We start from the raw sequence: 14,286 nt of genomic DNA, 5'->3' as shown, positions 1-14,286 counted from the left end.
TTCGCCTTGTGCGGGCGCGGCGGGGAATTCCTGCGCCGGTGGCGGATCCCTGGTGAGCGGGACCTCTGCCTATTCCTGGCCGGTGGGGCCGGATTCCCCGGTCTGCCGTCCCGGCGCATTGCGCTGCCCGGCCTTTTGTCCGTGCGGGCATTCGCTGTGGCCACACCCGGTCGGTCGCCCTGCCGCCGGTCCGAGCGGCGGCAGGGCGACCGGACGCCACCGGCCGACAGTGGCCGACGGCGGGACCGGCGGCAGGTGGCGTCCGGGCTCAGGCGGCGGGTTCCTCGACGATCCGGCCGTCGCGGAGCTCGACCACCCGGTCGGCGAGCTCCATCAGGGTCGGGTCGTGGGTCGCGACCAGGACGGTCACCCCTTCACTGCGCACCACCGCGCGCAGCAGCTGCATGATCGCGCGGCCGGTCTCCGAGTCCAGCTGGCCGGTCGGCTCGTCGGCGATGATCAGGTCGGGCTCGTTGGCCAGGGCGCGGGCGATGGCGACGCGCTGCTGCTGGCCGCCGGAGAGTTCGCCGGGACGCTGGTTGGCGTGGTCGGCGAGCCCGACCAGGGCGAGCAGGGTGTGGGCGCGCTCCTCGCGCTGGGCCGCGGGGACCTTCCGCAGCCGCATCGGTACGCCGACGTTCTCGGCGGCGGTGAGCACCGGGAGCAGGCCGAAGGACTGGAAGACGAAGCCGAGGCGGTCGCGGCGAAGGGCGAGCCGGCCCTCCTCGTCGAGGCTTCCCATGTCGGTGCCGTCGAGGGTGATGGTGCCGCCGCTCGGGCTGTCGAGGCCGCCGACCAGGTTGAGCAGCGTGGTCTTGCCGGAGCCGGACCGGCCCTTGAGGGCGGTGAGTTCGCCCTTGCCTATGGAGAAGCTGACCCCGCGCAGCGCGTGGACGGCGCGCTCACCGGATCCGAAACTGCGTCGGAGATCGGTCACGGCCACCATGGGAGCCGTGACGGTGCCGACCGGTTGCTGCGTCATGACGACGTCCCCTCGGTGTTCGGGTGTTCCTACGGGGCTCCTTGCCGGGGGCAAAGGGCTGAGGTGTTCATGGCTATCGGTCACGCAAAAGCCGAGCGGCTTGACCTGTTGTCAGCCGCAACAGCGCTGCGGTGCGGAGCATTTGCTCATTACTTACATGATTCGCGCAAGTCCCTTCCTTTCTTTGGCCGGATCTGACAGCATCGTCCGCTATCCGGTGATCAAGTGCCGGTGATCACCGTATCGGTGCGCCGAGGGCGCCCATCCGCGTAATGGGACAAGTCTGCCCGTAGGGGCAGCGGCGCGGGGACCATGATGGACCGGGGGAGGAATCAGGATGCTCGGCTTTGTCGTGCGCCGTTTGCGCGGGCGACTGCCCCTGGCCAGTGCGGCGCTGCTCACCGTACTGATCACGACGGCGGTGCTCACCGCACTGGTGGCGTTCCAGCGCACCGTGGGTGAGGTCGGTCAGCGCCAGGCGCTCCAGGGCGCGGGCCACCCGCGGACCACGGTGGTGGTCAACTCCGAGCACGGCTTGGACAAGCGGGCCAAGGACGAGACGGCGGTCGCGGACTACAACCGCGCCCTCTTCGGCGAACTCCCCACCACCGTCCACAGCCTGGCCCGCAGCCGCTCCTACGGGCTGCCGGACACGCAGTCGGGCAGCCGGCCGAGCAGTGCGGCCACCGGGCAGCCGAGCGGCCAGGCCACCGGCCAGCCGACCGGCCAGCCCGGGGGCAAGGAAGCGGACCTCACCCTCCTCGCTACCCTCGACCGGGAGCGCGTCACCGTGCTCGCCGGCACCCTGCCCGCCGTCGCCACCGCCGGCGGCGCGGGCGGCCCCGTCCAGGCGGCCGTGCCGCAGACCGTCCTGACCCGGCTGGGCCTCACCGCCGAGGCGCTGCCCGTAGACGTCCGGCTCGCCGACCGCTACGGCGGCGCGCCGCTCACCGTGCGGATCACCGGCCTCTACCGCGCCACCGACGCCGCCGACCTCTACTGGCGGCTCGATCCGCTGCAAGGGCGCGAGATCCAGGCCGGCGGCTTCACCACCTACGGCCCCCTGCTGGTCGACGACAGTGTCTTCACCGTCGCCGGCGTCCCGCAGAACGGCCGCAGCTGGCTGCTCGACGCCGACTTCGCCGGCACCGCCCCCGCCACCGTCGACGCCCTGCGCGCCCGGGCCGCCGGGCTGGGCGACGAGCTCGCGAAGAACGGCGGCCTGATCGCCCGGAGCGAACTCCCCGACCTGCTCGACGAACTGGAGTCCAGCGCGCTGGTCGCCCGGTCGACCCTGCTGATCGGCGCCCTGCAGCTGATCGTCCTCGCCGCCGCCGCCCTGCTCCTGGTCGTCCACCTGATCGCGACCCGTCAGCAGTCCGAGAACGCCCTGCTCGCCGCCCGTGGTGCGTCCGGCGCCCGGCTCGGCGCCTTCACCGCCCTGGAAGCGACGCTGCTCGCCCTGCCCGCTGCGCTGCTCGCCCCCCTGCTCACCCCGCCGCTGCTCCGCGTCCTGGGCGGCTTCGGGCCGCTGCGCCGGGTGCCGCTGGACACCGGTCTCAGCTGGACGCTCTGGCCGGTCTCGGTCCTCTGCGCGCTCGGCTGCGTCCTGCTCGCCGCCGTACCCGCCGTGCTGCGCGGCGCCGGGTCGGCCGTGCTGCGCCGGGCCGGCCGCCGCCAGGCCCTGGCCTCCGGCGCCGCCCGGTCCGGCGCCGACCTCGCCCTGCTCGCCCTGGCCGTGCTCGCCTACCACCAACTCTCGCAGTACAGCGGCGGGTTGTCCCCGGACTCCGACGGCCGGCTCGGCCTGGACCCGGTCCTGGTCGCCACCCCCACCCTCGCGCTCTGCGCCGGCACCCTCCTGGCGCTGCGGCTGCTGCCGCTGGCCGCCCGGCTCGGTGCCCGGCTGGCCGCCCGCGGTCGCGGCCTGGCGCCCGCCCTGGTCGGCTGGCAGCTGGCCCGCCGGCCCGGCCGCGCCAGCGGGCCGGTCCTCCTCCTCGTCCTCGGTGTCTCCACCGGCGTCCTGGCCCTCGGCCAGCACGCCACCTGGAACACCTCCCAGCAGGACCAGGCGAGCTTCACCACCGCCGGCGGGCTGAGGATCTACAACTCCAAGACCGCTCCGATGGGTCAGGGCAGCCGCTACAGCGCCCTGCCCGGAGGAGACCGGGTCCTCCCGGTCGTCCGGCAGGAGCAGTCGCTCCCCGACAACGGCTACGGGCAGGTGCTCATCCTGGACGCCGCCGGTTTCGCCGACCGTGTGCCGGTCCGCTCCGACCTCCTGGAGAACCAGGACCCGCACACGCTGTTCGACCCCCTGGCCCAGGCCGCGCCCACCGGGGCGGCGGCCGGAGTACCGCTGCCCGGCCGACCGCAACGGATCGACGCCGACGTCACGTTCGTGCCCAGGGAGCAGGCCGAGAACCCGCGCGACAGCTACGTCATACCGTCCAAGGGCCGACCGGAGGTCTGGGTGCTGCTGCGCGACCGCTACGGCCTCACCTTCCAGGCCCCCCTCATCGGCGTCCCCGCCTCGGGCGAGGGCCGCGCCACCGCCGACCTGCGCGCCCTGACGGACGCCCCGCTCAGCACGGCGTCCGCACCGCTCTCGGTCGTGGGGCTGATCGTCTCTGCGGACGTCCGGGACGGTGGGGAGCTGACCGTCCGCCGGATCTCCGCCGCCGACGCGGCGGACGCTCCCGCCGTGCCCGCCGAGGTCCCGGCCGGTCTGACCTGGGCCCCCACCGGCTCCGCGGTCAGCGGCGTCCTCGCCACCGAGGGCAGCCTCGGAGGGGCCGACGCCCAGCAGCTGTTCAAGGTGCGCTACCGCCCGGTCAACGGAGCCTCCGGCAGCGTCCGGGGCGTCTACACGCCGGTCGCGGCGGCTGCGGCCGGAGCCGCCGCGGCGGGCACGCCGCAGGAGGTCGCCGGCGTCGCCACCCGGGGCTTCCTGACCGCCAACGGCGGGGCCGTCGGCGAGACCGTCCGGGTGCCCGTCGGCCCCACCGTCCTGCGGGTGCGGATCAGCGCGGTCGTCGAGTCCCTGCCGGTCGTCGGCGACAAGTCCCTCCTGCTGGACCTCGCCACCGTCAGCCGGGCGCTCGCCGCCGAGGGCCGGGAGACCCCCGTCCCCGCCGAGTGGTGGCTGCCGGCCACCGGCTCCGACGACCCGGCACCCGCCCGGGCCGCCGCCGCCCTGCGCGCCGCCCCCGGCACGCCGGACCTGAAACTGCGCGAGGAGGTCGCCGCCGCGCTGACCGGCGACCCGCTCAGCGCCGCCCCGCAGAACGCGCTCGCTGCCATCGCGGTCGTCACCACGGTGCTCGCCGCGATCGGCTTCGGCGCCGCCTCGGCCGCCGCGGCGGGCGAACGGTCCCGTGAGTTCGCGCTGCTGCTCGCCCTCGGTACGCCGAGGCGCCGTCTGGTCCGCACCGCGGCCTCCGAACAGGCCGTCCTGGTGGGCCTCGGCAGCCTCGTCGGACTCGGCCTCGGCGCCCTGATCGTCCACCTCATCGTGCCGCTCGTGGTGCTCACCCCGGCGGCCCGCCGTCCCGTCCCGGAGGCCGTGGTCGACCTGCCGGTCGGCACCGCGGTGCTCCTGGCCGTCGTGATCGCCGCCGTCCCGCTGCTCTCGGCCCTCCTCGGCGGCCGCCGGCGCCGGGACGTGGCCCAACGGCTCCGGAACATGGAGGAGATGTGACCAGCCCGACCGGAACGGACGGCACGGGCAGGGCGACCGCCCTCCCCTCCGCCGCCCACCGCCCCGCGCCCTGGGTGCGCACCAGGCTGCGGGCGACGCCGCTCGCCGCCCTGCTCACCGCGGCACTGGCCTTCGGCACCGTCTTCCTGGCCGCCGCCTTCCCCAGGATCCTGGACCGGACGGCCGACCAGGGGCTGCGCGAGTTCCTGAAGGACCGCGGCCCCGCCGCGACCAGCCTGTTCGCCACCTCGCGCCTGAGCGGGGGAGCCAAGGACCTCGACGACGCCGCCGCGCAGCTGACCGCCCACACCGGTAGGACCTTCGGCGTCGCCCCGGGCGGCCCGGTCTACGGCGCGCGCAGCGGCAAGCCCCGCACCCTGGCCAACCCGGGGCTCGCGATGCCCGAGGGCGTCCTCCCGATGATGGACCTGCTCTACGTGAACGGCCTCGGCGACCGCACCACGCTGGTCGAGGGCCGCTGGCCGGAGGTCGGCCCGCAGGGCGCCCCCGTGCGGATCGCGATCAGCAAGAACGCCGCGGACACCGTCGGCATCCACCTCGGTGACGTACTCCGGACCACGGAGTCCGTCACCGGCCAGGCACCCCAGGCCGAGGTCGTCGGGTTCTTCACCGCCCCGGCCCCGGAGGACCCGTACTGGACCGAGCTGCCCTGCCCCGTGCAGGCCTGCCTGGCCTACACCACGGGCAAGTTCCCGGACGCCTACTGGCGGGTCACCGGCATGGTCGCCGGGGGCGCCCTCGACCGGGTCGACGGCTGGGAGAGCGGCGCCCAGGACTTCTGGCGGTTGCCGCTCGACGTCGACCGCCTGCGCGCCGACCAACTGCCCCGGGTGCAGCAGGAGATCGCCTCCTACCTCACGGGTCCCACCGCGACCGCGCTGATGGCCGCCACCCACCACCCGGACCTGCGGATCAACTCCCAGCTGCCGCAGCTGTTCACCCAGGCCACCGCCCGGCAGCAGGCCGTCGCCCCGCTCGCCGCGCTCGGCCCGGCCGGTCTGGCCGGGGTCGGTGTGGTGGTGCTCTGTCTGGCCGCCGCGCTGACCTCCGACCGGCGTACGGCCGAACTCCGGCTGCTCCAGGCCCGCGGCGGCTCGCGCGGCGGTGTGACGAGACGGCTGCTGGGCGAGGGCGCCGTCACGGTGCTGCCCGCCGCCGCGCTGGCGACGGCGCTGGCCCTGTGGCTGCTGCCCACCCCGCGCTGGGGCGGAGCCGTCCTGGCCGCGCTCGGCGTCGGCCTGTTCACCCTGCTCGCCCTCCCGGTCCGCGCCGCACTCCTCTGGTCGCGGCCCCGCGCCGCCGGCGCCCGGCGCCGGCTGGTCGGCGAACTCGCCGTGCTGGCCCTCACCGTGGCGGCCGTGGCCGAGGTCCGGCGGCGCGGTGTCGCGCCCGTCGGCGACGGCCTGGACCCGCTGCTGGTCGCGTCGCCGCTGCTGCTCGCCCTCACCGGCGGGTTGGTGCTGGCCCGGATCCAGCCGCTGCTGGTCGGGGCCCTCGCCAGGGCCGCGGGCCGGCGGCCCGGCGTGGTCGGCTTCCTCGGGCTGGCCCGCGCCGCCCGCGGTACCGACACCCGGCCGCGACCCTCCGTCCTGCCGCTGCTCGCCCTCCTGCTCGCCGTCACCACCGCCGGTTTCGGGGCCACCGTCCTCGACGCCGTCGAGTCGGCCCGGACCCGTGCCGCCCGGCTCACCGTGGGCGGCGACGCCTCGGTCCTGCTCCCGATCGGCGTCAACGTCACACCCGCCTTCGCCGCCGCGGCGGCCGCGCTCCCCGGGGTCCGGGACGCCGCCCCGGTCTGGTCCGACACCGAGGTGTTCCTGCTCGGCACGGGCAGCGGCTCCACCCGGATCTCCGCCGTGGTCGCCGATCCGGTCGCGTACGCGGCGATCTCCCGCTCGCTCGGCCACGGCGCGTTCGACCCGGCCGTCCTGGCCGGCGGATCCGAGGGCCCCGACGCCCCGTTGCCGGCGCTGGTCTCCACCGCCCTCGCCGAGAAGCTCGCCGGGGACGCCACCGGGCACCGGCTCCGGCTGCCCGGCGGCGGCGAACTGCTCGTCGGGGCGGTCGGGACCGTCGACGGCACGCCCGCCCTCCAGGGCGACGGCCGCATGTTCGTCGTCCTCCCCGCCGCGCCGGCCGTCGCCCGCGCACCGGAACTCGGCCGCCCCAACCTCTGGTTCGCCGCCGGCTCCGTCGACGAGGCCGAGCTGAAGCGGCTGGTGCGCGAACTGATCGCCGCCACGGCGACCAAGGGCCGGGTCACCGGCGCGACGGCCGAGAAGGACGCACTGCCCGCCGGGTACACGGTGCGCACCGGTGCGGGCGTGGTCGCCGAGCTCGGCGACGATCCGCTCCAGGAGTCCGCCGAGCGGCTGTTCTGGGTCGCCGTGTTCGGCGCCGGGGTGCTCGCCCTGCTCGCGGTCCTGCTGACCCTCGTACGGGCCGCGCCCGAACGGGCCGCCCTGCTGGCCCGGTTGCGGACGATGGGCCTGCGCCCCCGCCAGGGCCTCTTCCTGATCCTGGTGGAGACCCTGCCGCAGACGCTGGTCGCGGCGGTCGGCGGCGGGCTGGTCGCGGTCGCCGCGGTCGCCCTGCTCGGCCCGGCGTTCGACCTGTCCACCCTGGTCGGCGCGGCGATCCCGGCCGGCCTGCCGGTCGCCGTCCCGCCGGTCCTGCTCCAGACGGTCGGCCTCGCGGCCCTCGTCTCGGCGGGCGTGGTCGCGGAGGCACTGGTCTCCGGCCGCCGCCAGATCGCCACCGAACTCCGGGCGGGGGACCAGCAATGAGCGTCCCGGTCCGGCACACGACGGAAGCACGACAGTGCGACCGCGACAGAAGCACAGCGTCGACGAGAGGAGTGCAGCGGTGAACAGCAGCGCCCAGGAACAGACGGCCGTCCCGGTCCCCACCTTCCAGGAACTGCAGGAACGGGCGCGTGCCGCCGCCGCGCCCAAGGCCTTCGGAGATGCGGACGCGGCCATCGTCTGCGACCGCCTGGTCCGCATCTTCAGCGCCCAGGGCGTCGAGGTGCAGGCCCTCCAGGGCCTGGAACTGACCATCCGGAAGGGCGACCTGGTCGCCCTGGTCGGCGCCTCCGGCAGCGGCAAGTCCACGCTGCTCACCATCCTGGCGGGCCTCGACGTGCCGACCGCCGGCACCGCGACGGTGGCGGGGTGCGACCTGCTGGAGATGTCGGCCCGCGAGCGCCTGCGCTACCGCCGCGAGGTGGTCGGCTTCATCTGGCAGCAGACCGCCCGCAACCTGCTGCCCTTCCTCACCGCCGCCGAGAACATCGCCCTGCCGATGCAGCTGAGCGGCAGCCGCTCCACCCGGAGCGCCTCCCGCCGCCAGGCGGCCCGGGTCGCCGAACTGCTGGAGGCCCTGGAGATCGGCGACCTCGCCCACCGGCGCCCCTCCGAGATGTCCGGCGGCCAGCAGCAGCGGGTCGCCATCGCGGTCGGCATGGCCAACAACCCGCCCGTGCTGCTCGCCGACGAGCCGACCGGTGAGCTCGACTCGGACACCGGGGCGAGCATCTTCGAGGCCTTCCGCACCGTCAACCGGGACCTCGGCGCCACGGTCGTGATCGTCACCCACGACCCGATGGTGGCCGGCGAGGTGCGGCGCACCGTCGCGATCCGCGACGGCCGGACCAGCAGCGAGGTGCTCCGCCGCACGCTCACCGACGAGCACGGCGAGGAGTCGGTGAACGAGACCGAGTACGTGATGCTGGACCGCACCGGCCGGGTGCAGTTGCCGGCGAAGTTCCTGGAGGCGCTCGGCATGGAGCACCGGGTGGCCGTGGAGCTCGCTCCCGACCACATCTCCGTCCGCCCGGACGACCTCGAAGGGCACTGAGGGCCGCGGCGCGGGCGCGGTGGAGGCGCGGCGGGCGCGGATGGGATACTGGACCGGGACGTTCCGGGGCGAGAGGTGGCGCGATGAGCAGCCGGGTGCGGGTGCTGAGGAAGCAGAACCGGCTCAGCCTGGAGGCGTTGGCGGCCAAGGTCGGGGTGACCAAGAGCTACCTGTCCAAGGTGGAGCGCGGCCTCAGCGACCCGTCGATCTCCACCGCGCTCAAGCTCGCGCACGCGCTGGACGTGGACGTCAGCCGGCTGTTCTCGGACGAGGTGGAGCCCGAGCTGGTGACCGTGGTGCGGGCCGGCGAGCGGACGCCGATGGCGGGGGGCACCGGCCCGGGGACCCCGCACTACGAGGGCATCGCGACCGGGCTGACCGGCAAGCAGATGGTGCCGTTCATGATGCACCCGCCGACCGAGCTGGGTGACTCGCCGTTCAAGTCCCACGCGGGCGAGGAGTTCCTCTTCGTCCACGAGGGGACGGTCGAGCTGGAGTTCCCGGAGCAGACCGTGCGGCTGGAGCCGGGCGACAGCGTCTACTTCAACTCGGCGCTGCCGCACCGTTGCCGCTCCACCGGCGCCGGGCCGGCCGCGGTCCTCGTGGTGATCCACGACGACCCGGCCGGCCCGGCGGACCGCGTTCCCACCCTGCCCTGACACGAGGACCCTGACGCGAGGACCCTGATATACGAGGACCCTGACGCGACGGCCCTCACGCGAGGTCCCGGGGACGGGTCCCGGGGGGCGACGGGCGTCAGCCGACCGCCGCGAGCAGCTCGGCCAGCCGGCCGGTCCGCTCCTCGTCCAGTGGCAGCAGCGGGCGGCGCGGCGTGCCGACGTCCAGCCCGCGCAGCGCCAGGCCGGCCTTGACGGTGGTGGGCAGGCCGCCGCGCAGGATGAACTCCAGGACCGGCAGCTGGCGGTAGAACACCTTGCGGGCGGTGTCCAGCTCGCCGGCCCGGACGGCACGGTAGAGCTCCAGCACCGGTTCGGGGATCAGGCACGGCGCCGCGGTGCACCAGCCGGCCGCGCCGGCGGCGAACGCCTCCAGCGCCAGCGGGTTGCTGCCGTTGTAGAACGGCAGTGCGCCGTCGGTGAGTTGGGAGAGCCGGTGCATCCGCTGCACGTCGCCGCTGCTCTCCTTCACCATGGTGATGTTCTCCACCCGGTCGACGAGGGAGACCATCAGCTCGGGGGAGAGGTCGATCCCGCTGGTGGCGGGGTTGTTGTAGATCATCACCGGCACCGAGACGGCCTCGGCCACCGTGGTGAAGTGCCGGATCACCTCGCGTTCGTCCAGCTTCCAGTAGGACACCGGCAGCACCATCACCGCGTCCGCGCCCGCCTGTTCGGCGAAGCGGGCGCGCCGGACCGCGTTGCGGGTGGTGAGGTCCGCGACGCCGACGACCGAGGGCACCCGTCCGGCCACCGCCGCCAGCGCGGTCTCGGCGGCGGTGTACCACTCCTGGTCGTCGAGGTAGGCGCTCTCGCCGGTCGAGCCGAGCGGTGCGACGGCGTGGACGCCGGAGGCGATCAGGCGGTCGACGAGGGCGGCGAGAGCGTCGGTGTCCACGCCGCCGTCACCGGCGGCGAACGGGGTCACCGGGTAGGCGATGATCCCTTCCAGGGTGAGGCTCGTCATCTCAGGCACCGCCGTTCGTGTCGTGGGCGTCGTGGGTGTGGGGGGAGCCGGGCGGGACGAGTGCGTCGCCGTGGCCGGCCCGCAGGGCGCGCCGGGCGTAGTAGGCGAAGTTGGCCTGGCCCCGCTTGGGGGTGGAGGTCCAGTCGTGGGCCTCGCGGGCGAGCAGCTCCGGTATCTCCTGGATCCGGCCGGCCGCGGAGGCCAGCAACTGGAGCCGGGCCGCCCGTTCGAAGAGCACGGCGAGGGTGCAGGACTCCTCGACGGTGCCCGTGGCCACCAACTGTCCGTGGTGGGCCAGGAGCAGCGCCCGCTTGTCGCCGAGCGCGGCCGAGATGAGCTCGCCCTCCTCGTTGCCGACCGGGATGCCGGGCCACTTCTCGAGGAACGCGCAGTCGTCGTACAGCGGGCAGAGGTCCATGTGGGAGACGACCAGCGGGGTCTCCAGCATCGACAGTGCGGAGATGTGCAGCGGGTGGGTGTGGATGATGCAGTTGACGTCCGGGCGGGCCCGGTACACCCAGCTGTGGAAGCGGTTGGCCGGGTTGGCCATGCCCCCGCCTTCGAGGACGTTGAGGTCCTCGTCCACCAGGAGCAGGTTGGATTCGGTGATCTCGTCGAAGCCGAGCCCGAGTTGCTGGGTGTAGTAGGTGCCGGGCCGCTCGGCGCGGGCGGTGATCTGACCGGCCAGCCCGGAGTCGTGGCCGGCGTCGAAGAGGATCCGGCAGGTGAGCGCGAGCTTCTGGCGGACGGTCCAGTCGTTGTCGGGGATGGCGCTCTGCATCCTGCGGTGTGCGAGGTCGACCAGGTCCGCCTTGGCGGCGGTCAGGGTCTCGGCCATGACGGTGCTTCTCCTTCGTGCGGGGACACCGGGTCCGTCGGGGACGCCGGGGTGCGGCGCGCCGCCGGGCGTGCGGCGCGTCGGTGTCGTGCGCCGGAGGATCGACGAAGGACACGTCGTTCACCTTAGGACACCTTGTGTCCTCATGTCGACGCCGAACGGGCGGCGTACCGGTCGGCGTACCGGGTGCCCGGGCGCCGCCACCGAGGGTGACGGTCGGCGGAGGTGCCTGCCGGAGGTCACCCGGCGGGGGCCGGACCGGTGGTCAGCTCTCCCCGCCCGTGCGCCGGATCAGTCCGGACTGCTCGGCGTCCTCGCGGAGACCGCCCCGGGGGGCGCCGCGGTCGGTGCGGTCGCCCCGGGCCGCGGCCGTGCAGAGGGCGAAGACGATCAGGGCGCTGGCCGCCACGGCGAGGATGCCGAGCGCGGTCAGGACGCGGAGCCAGGTCACGGAAGGTGCCTCCTGGAGGGCGGCGCGAAGGGTACCGCCGGGGATATCGGCAGACCGGCCCGCCAGGTCGAGTGTTCACGGGCGGTTCCGCATCGCGTCCGCCGCGCGAACGGTGGCGTGCGCGGGCGGTCGAAGCGCGGGCGGCGCACTATTCCGGCACGTGCGCCCCTGGTGGGACGGCCGGCGCCCGCAGGGCCCCGAGGTCCGGCTTGCCGGTCCCGGTGGGGAGGATGCCCGGCAGGACCAGGATCGTCGCCGGGTCGCAGAGCGGCCCGCGCCGGTCCCGCACCCACCGGTGCAGCTGCTCAGCCGTCACCCCGCTGCCCGGCAGCACGGTCACGGCGGCGTGCGCCCGCTGGAGCCGGTCCGGTCCGGTCGTGGCGAACATGACCGCCGTCCGTACCGCGGGGTGCGCCAGCAGCGGTTCCTCGACGTCGGGGGGAACACGTTGTGCGCGTCCACGATTGCCATCGAATCGCGCCGCCCCGCCACCGTCAGGTAGCCGGCCCCGTCCAGACTGCCCGGGTCGCCGGTGTCCGGCAGGCCGTCGCGGAGGACCCTGGCGGTCAGCTCCGGGTCGCGCCAGTAGCCCTGCATCGCGCTGGGCGTCCGCACCGTGGCGGCCACCAGCTCCGGCCGCGGCGGGCGGACGGACCGGCGCAGGCCCCCCTTCGGCCGCCCGGTCGACCCTCCGGTGAACCGGACCGCCATCGCGTCCTCGGGCCGGAACCGGGGCGCCACCGGCTCGGCCGGCAGCGGCGCGGCCGGCTCCAGCAGGTCCGTGCCCGGGCCGGTCCGTCCGAGCGCCGGCAGTTCGGCCGAGGGCAGTTCGGCCGCGATCCGCGCGGCGGCCGCGCCGAACCGCGCGGGATCGAAGCCGAACGCCGGCAGCGCCCGGGCCGGCCGGTGGACACCGGCGAGGCACTCGGCCGCCGTGAGCGCCTCCGCCCCGTGACGCAGTGCCACCCGCCCCGGATCGCGCGTCAGCCCGGCCAGGACCAGCCCGGTGTACGTCGCCGTCCCCGCACCGGCCCCCGCGGCCTCCCGCAGTGTCCCCGCCACGTCCAGCCCTCCGCCCGCCGTGCACCGCCGTGCACCCGCCACCCGTCCGCCGTGCGCCCGCCGTGCCGAGCCCGGCCCCGGTCGTCCCGCCGCTCACCGTGCCGAGCGGGTCGGTGAACTGATGGACCATCATGTCGGCCGCCGCCATAGAGCGCGCCTGCCCGGTATGCCCGGGCCGTCGCGGCGGAGGCGCCGGTCCGTGGTCGGTCCGTCGGTGGCCGGTCCGGCGGACCGCACCGGCTTCGTGGGGCTGGCCCCCGGCATGCCGCGGCACGCCGCCGGAACCGGGGACCCGGCCTCCGACGTGGACTGTTGTGGATTGTTATCGTGCCGGGTCGGGCACGGACGGGAGGGCCGGCACCCTTCCCGCCCCCAGGTCGGGGATTCCTCCCGTCCTGCGGTACGGACGCGCGCCCTCGGCCGGTTCGCCGGGGCGGGTTCCCGTTCCTCGGCCCGAATTCGGCGTGCGATCGCCACGCGAGGACGTGCCGGCCCTCGATGGGCGTACAGTCCGTCCGCCTGCCCGGCGGGCAGGATGCTTCGAGCAGCGTTGAGGTCAGGATCATGGAACACCCCACAGGCACGGCAGTCCCACCGGCGGCCCCGACCGGCGACGCGGTCCGTCCACGGTCCCGGCGTCCGCTCCGCCGCTCCCCGGATCCGGGCCGAGGACCCGCCGCCACGCTGAGGACGGGGGCACCCCCGTCTCCCCGGCCCGACGGCGGGGGCCTCCCGGGAGAGCGCCGGTGAGCACCGTGGACGGGGCGACCGGCGCGGGTGGCCCGACGGCGGTCCGGCCGCGGACCGGCAGCCGGACGGGGCCGACGCCGGCGGCGGGCGTGGGCGTGATGATGGCACCGCGCGGGCCGGTCGACCTGCGCGGCGAAGCCGGCGAGCCGTTCGCCGTCGAGTACCCGGGCGACGCCGTCGTGGTCGTCTCCGGCCTGCCCGGGAGCGGCAAGAGCACGTTGCTGCGCCGGTGGTCCGCCGGGGCGCCGTCGGCCGCCACCGTCGACCCGAGGGCCGTCCACGAGGCCTGCGCCGCCGTCATGCCCGCGCGCCTGCCCTACGGCGTCTACCGGCCGTGGGCACGGCTGGAGCACGTCCGGCTGCTCCGCCGGTCGGTCTCCCGCGGCGGGCCGCTGCTGGTCCACGACTGCGGCAGCCGGGCGTGGATGCGCCGCTGGCTCGCCCGCTCGGCCGCCCGACAGGGACGCGAGCTGCACCTCGTCCTGCTCGACGTCGGCGCCGCCACCGCCCTGGCCGGGCAGCAGGCCCGCGGCCGGTGGGCGCCCCGCCGAGCCTTCGCCCGCCATCGGCGCGGCCTCGACCGCCTCGTCGCCTCGCTCACCCGGCACGCCCGCGGCGACGGCGCGACGCCCACGCCCGAGGCCGCGTCGGTGCTCCTGCTGGACGCGGCCTCCCGCTCACGGGCGGTGCGGGCACGGTTCGGACCGGGGCCGTCGGGCACGACGCCCGGAGCCTGAACGGGGCCGCCGCGTCCCGGCTCGTCCCGCGCTGTCTCGCCCCGTCCTCGCCCCGTCCTCGGTGGGGCTTCGGCGCGGACGGGCGGGGCTCGGCGGCCGGTGGCGCGGGCCTGCCGGGGATCCGGCGGCGCGCGGAAGTGGCAGCCGTCACGGCGCCGCTCCGGCTGATGATCTGGTGGCGGGGGTGGTCGGGTGGGGAGACTGGGGAGAGAGATCACCGACCGATCCGTCCGCCGAGAGGGA

11 protein-coding genes are annotated in these 14,286 nt (G+C 75.5%); 5 read left to right on the top strand and 6 right to left on the bottom strand.

The annotated features are described in order from the left end of the window. Positions 1–268: 268 nt before the first annotated feature. Positions 269–982, bottom strand: coding sequence for an ABC transporter ATP-binding protein (locus ACFWIC_RS09795; protein ID WP_329875726.1), 714 nt, complete (start codon positions 980–982; stop codon positions 269–271). Between the two features lie 337 nt (positions 983–1,319). Here ACFWIC_RS09795 and ACFWIC_RS09790 point away from each other — a divergent pair, with 337 nt between their 5' ends. The 4 genes from ACFWIC_RS09790 (at position 1,320) to ACFWIC_RS09775 (ending at position 9,220) form a co-directional block, all read left to right on the top strand. Beyond that, positions 1,320–4,682 carry a PT domain-containing protein gene (locus ACFWIC_RS09790; protein ID WP_380354455.1) on the top strand — a complete coding sequence of 1,121 codons (3,363 nt, stop codon included), beginning with the start codon at positions 1,320–1,322 and terminating at the stop codon, positions 4,680–4,682. Then, positions 4,679–7,489 (top strand): FtsX-like permease family protein, encoded by a 2,811-nt coding sequence (locus ACFWIC_RS09785; RefSeq protein WP_380517398.1) that lies wholly within the window; start codon positions 4,679–4,681, stop codon positions 7,487–7,489. Before ACFWIC_RS09790 ends, ACFWIC_RS09785 begins: the two co-directional genes overlap by 4 nt. A gap of 79 nt (positions 7,490–7,568) precedes the next feature. Next, entirely contained in the window at positions 7,569–8,561 is a 993-nt protein-coding gene (locus ACFWIC_RS09780) for an ABC transporter ATP-binding protein (RefSeq protein ID WP_380354460.1), read from the top strand. Between the two features lie 83 nt (positions 8,562–8,644). After that, positions 8,645–9,220, top strand: a complete 576-nt coding sequence (locus ACFWIC_RS09775) for an XRE family transcriptional regulator (protein ID WP_329875733.1) — start codon at positions 8,645–8,647, stop codon at positions 9,218–9,220. A 97-nt stretch (positions 9,221–9,317) separates the two neighbouring features. Here the strand turns inward: ACFWIC_RS09775 and ACFWIC_RS09770 are convergent, their stop codons facing one another. The 5 genes from ACFWIC_RS09770 to ACFWIC_RS09750 form a co-directional block, all read right to left on the bottom strand. Next, entirely contained in the window at positions 9,318–10,205 is an 888-nt protein-coding gene (locus ACFWIC_RS09770; protein WP_380517394.1) for a dihydrodipicolinate synthase family protein, read from the bottom strand. Position 10,206: 1 nt separating this feature from the next. Then, positions 10,207–11,043 carry an aldolase gene (locus ACFWIC_RS09765; RefSeq protein ID WP_329950554.1) on the bottom strand — a complete coding sequence of 279 codons (837 nt, stop codon included), beginning with the start codon at positions 11,041–11,043 and terminating at the stop codon, positions 10,207–10,209. A gap of 265 nt (positions 11,044–11,308) precedes the next feature. Next, a complete protein-coding gene (locus ACFWIC_RS09760; RefSeq protein WP_329950555.1) occupies positions 11,309–11,494 on the bottom strand; it encodes a hypothetical protein in 186 nt (61 codons plus the stop codon). Between the two features lie 148 nt (positions 11,495–11,642). Next, the gene (locus ACFWIC_RS09755; RefSeq protein ID WP_380517390.1) at positions 11,643–11,882 is read right to left on the bottom strand and encodes a hypothetical protein; all 240 of its coding nucleotides are present in this window, start codon (positions 11,880–11,882) and stop codon (positions 11,643–11,645) included. Next, positions 11,831–12,556: a hypothetical protein gene (locus tag ACFWIC_RS09750; RefSeq protein ID WP_380517387.1), complete on the bottom strand. Its 726-nt coding sequence runs from the start codon at positions 12,554–12,556 to the stop codon at positions 11,831–11,833. Before ACFWIC_RS09750 ends, ACFWIC_RS09755 begins: the two co-directional genes overlap by 52 nt. A gap of 746 nt (positions 12,557–13,302) precedes the next feature. Between ACFWIC_RS09750 and ACFWIC_RS09745 the strand changes: the two genes are divergently transcribed. Then, positions 13,303–14,043, top strand: a complete 741-nt coding sequence (locus tag ACFWIC_RS09745) for an AAA family ATPase (protein WP_380517384.1) — start codon at positions 13,303–13,305, stop codon at positions 14,041–14,043. Positions 14,044–14,286 lie beyond the last annotated feature (243 nt).

Origin of the sequence: Kitasatospora sp. NPDC127035 (genome assembly GCF_042726075.1) — a bacterium.
GTDB lineage: Bacteria > Actinomycetota > Actinomycetes > Streptomycetales > Streptomycetaceae > Kitasatospora.
The sequence above is the reverse complement of the archived record's forward strand: the minus strand, read 5'-3'. Positions and strand labels throughout refer to the sequence as shown.

Excerpts from the sequence above, each read along its gene's own strand:
- ACFWIC_RS09795 (WP_329875726.1), bottom strand. The coding sequence starts at position 982 with ATGACGCAGCAACCGGTCGGCACCGTCACGGCTCCCATGGTGGCCGTG.
- ACFWIC_RS09790 (WP_380354455.1), top strand. The coding sequence starts at position 1,320 with ATGCTCGGCTTTGTCGTGCGCCGTTTGCGCGGGCGACTGCCCCTGGCC.
- ACFWIC_RS09775 (WP_329875733.1), top strand. The coding sequence starts at position 8,645 with ATGAGCAGCCGGGTGCGGGTGCTGAGGAAGCAGAACCGGCTCAGCCTG.
- ACFWIC_RS09770 (WP_380517394.1), bottom strand. The coding sequence starts at position 10,205 with ATGACGAGCCTCACCCTGGAAGGGATCATCGCCTACCCGGTGACCCCG.
- ACFWIC_RS09765 (WP_329950554.1), bottom strand. The coding sequence starts at position 11,043 with ATGGCCGAGACCCTGACCGCCGCCAAGGCGGACCTGGTCGACCTCGCA.
- ACFWIC_RS09755 (WP_380517390.1), bottom strand. The coding sequence starts at position 11,882 with ATGTTCGCCACGACCGGACCGGACCGGCTCCAGCGGGCGCACGCCGCC.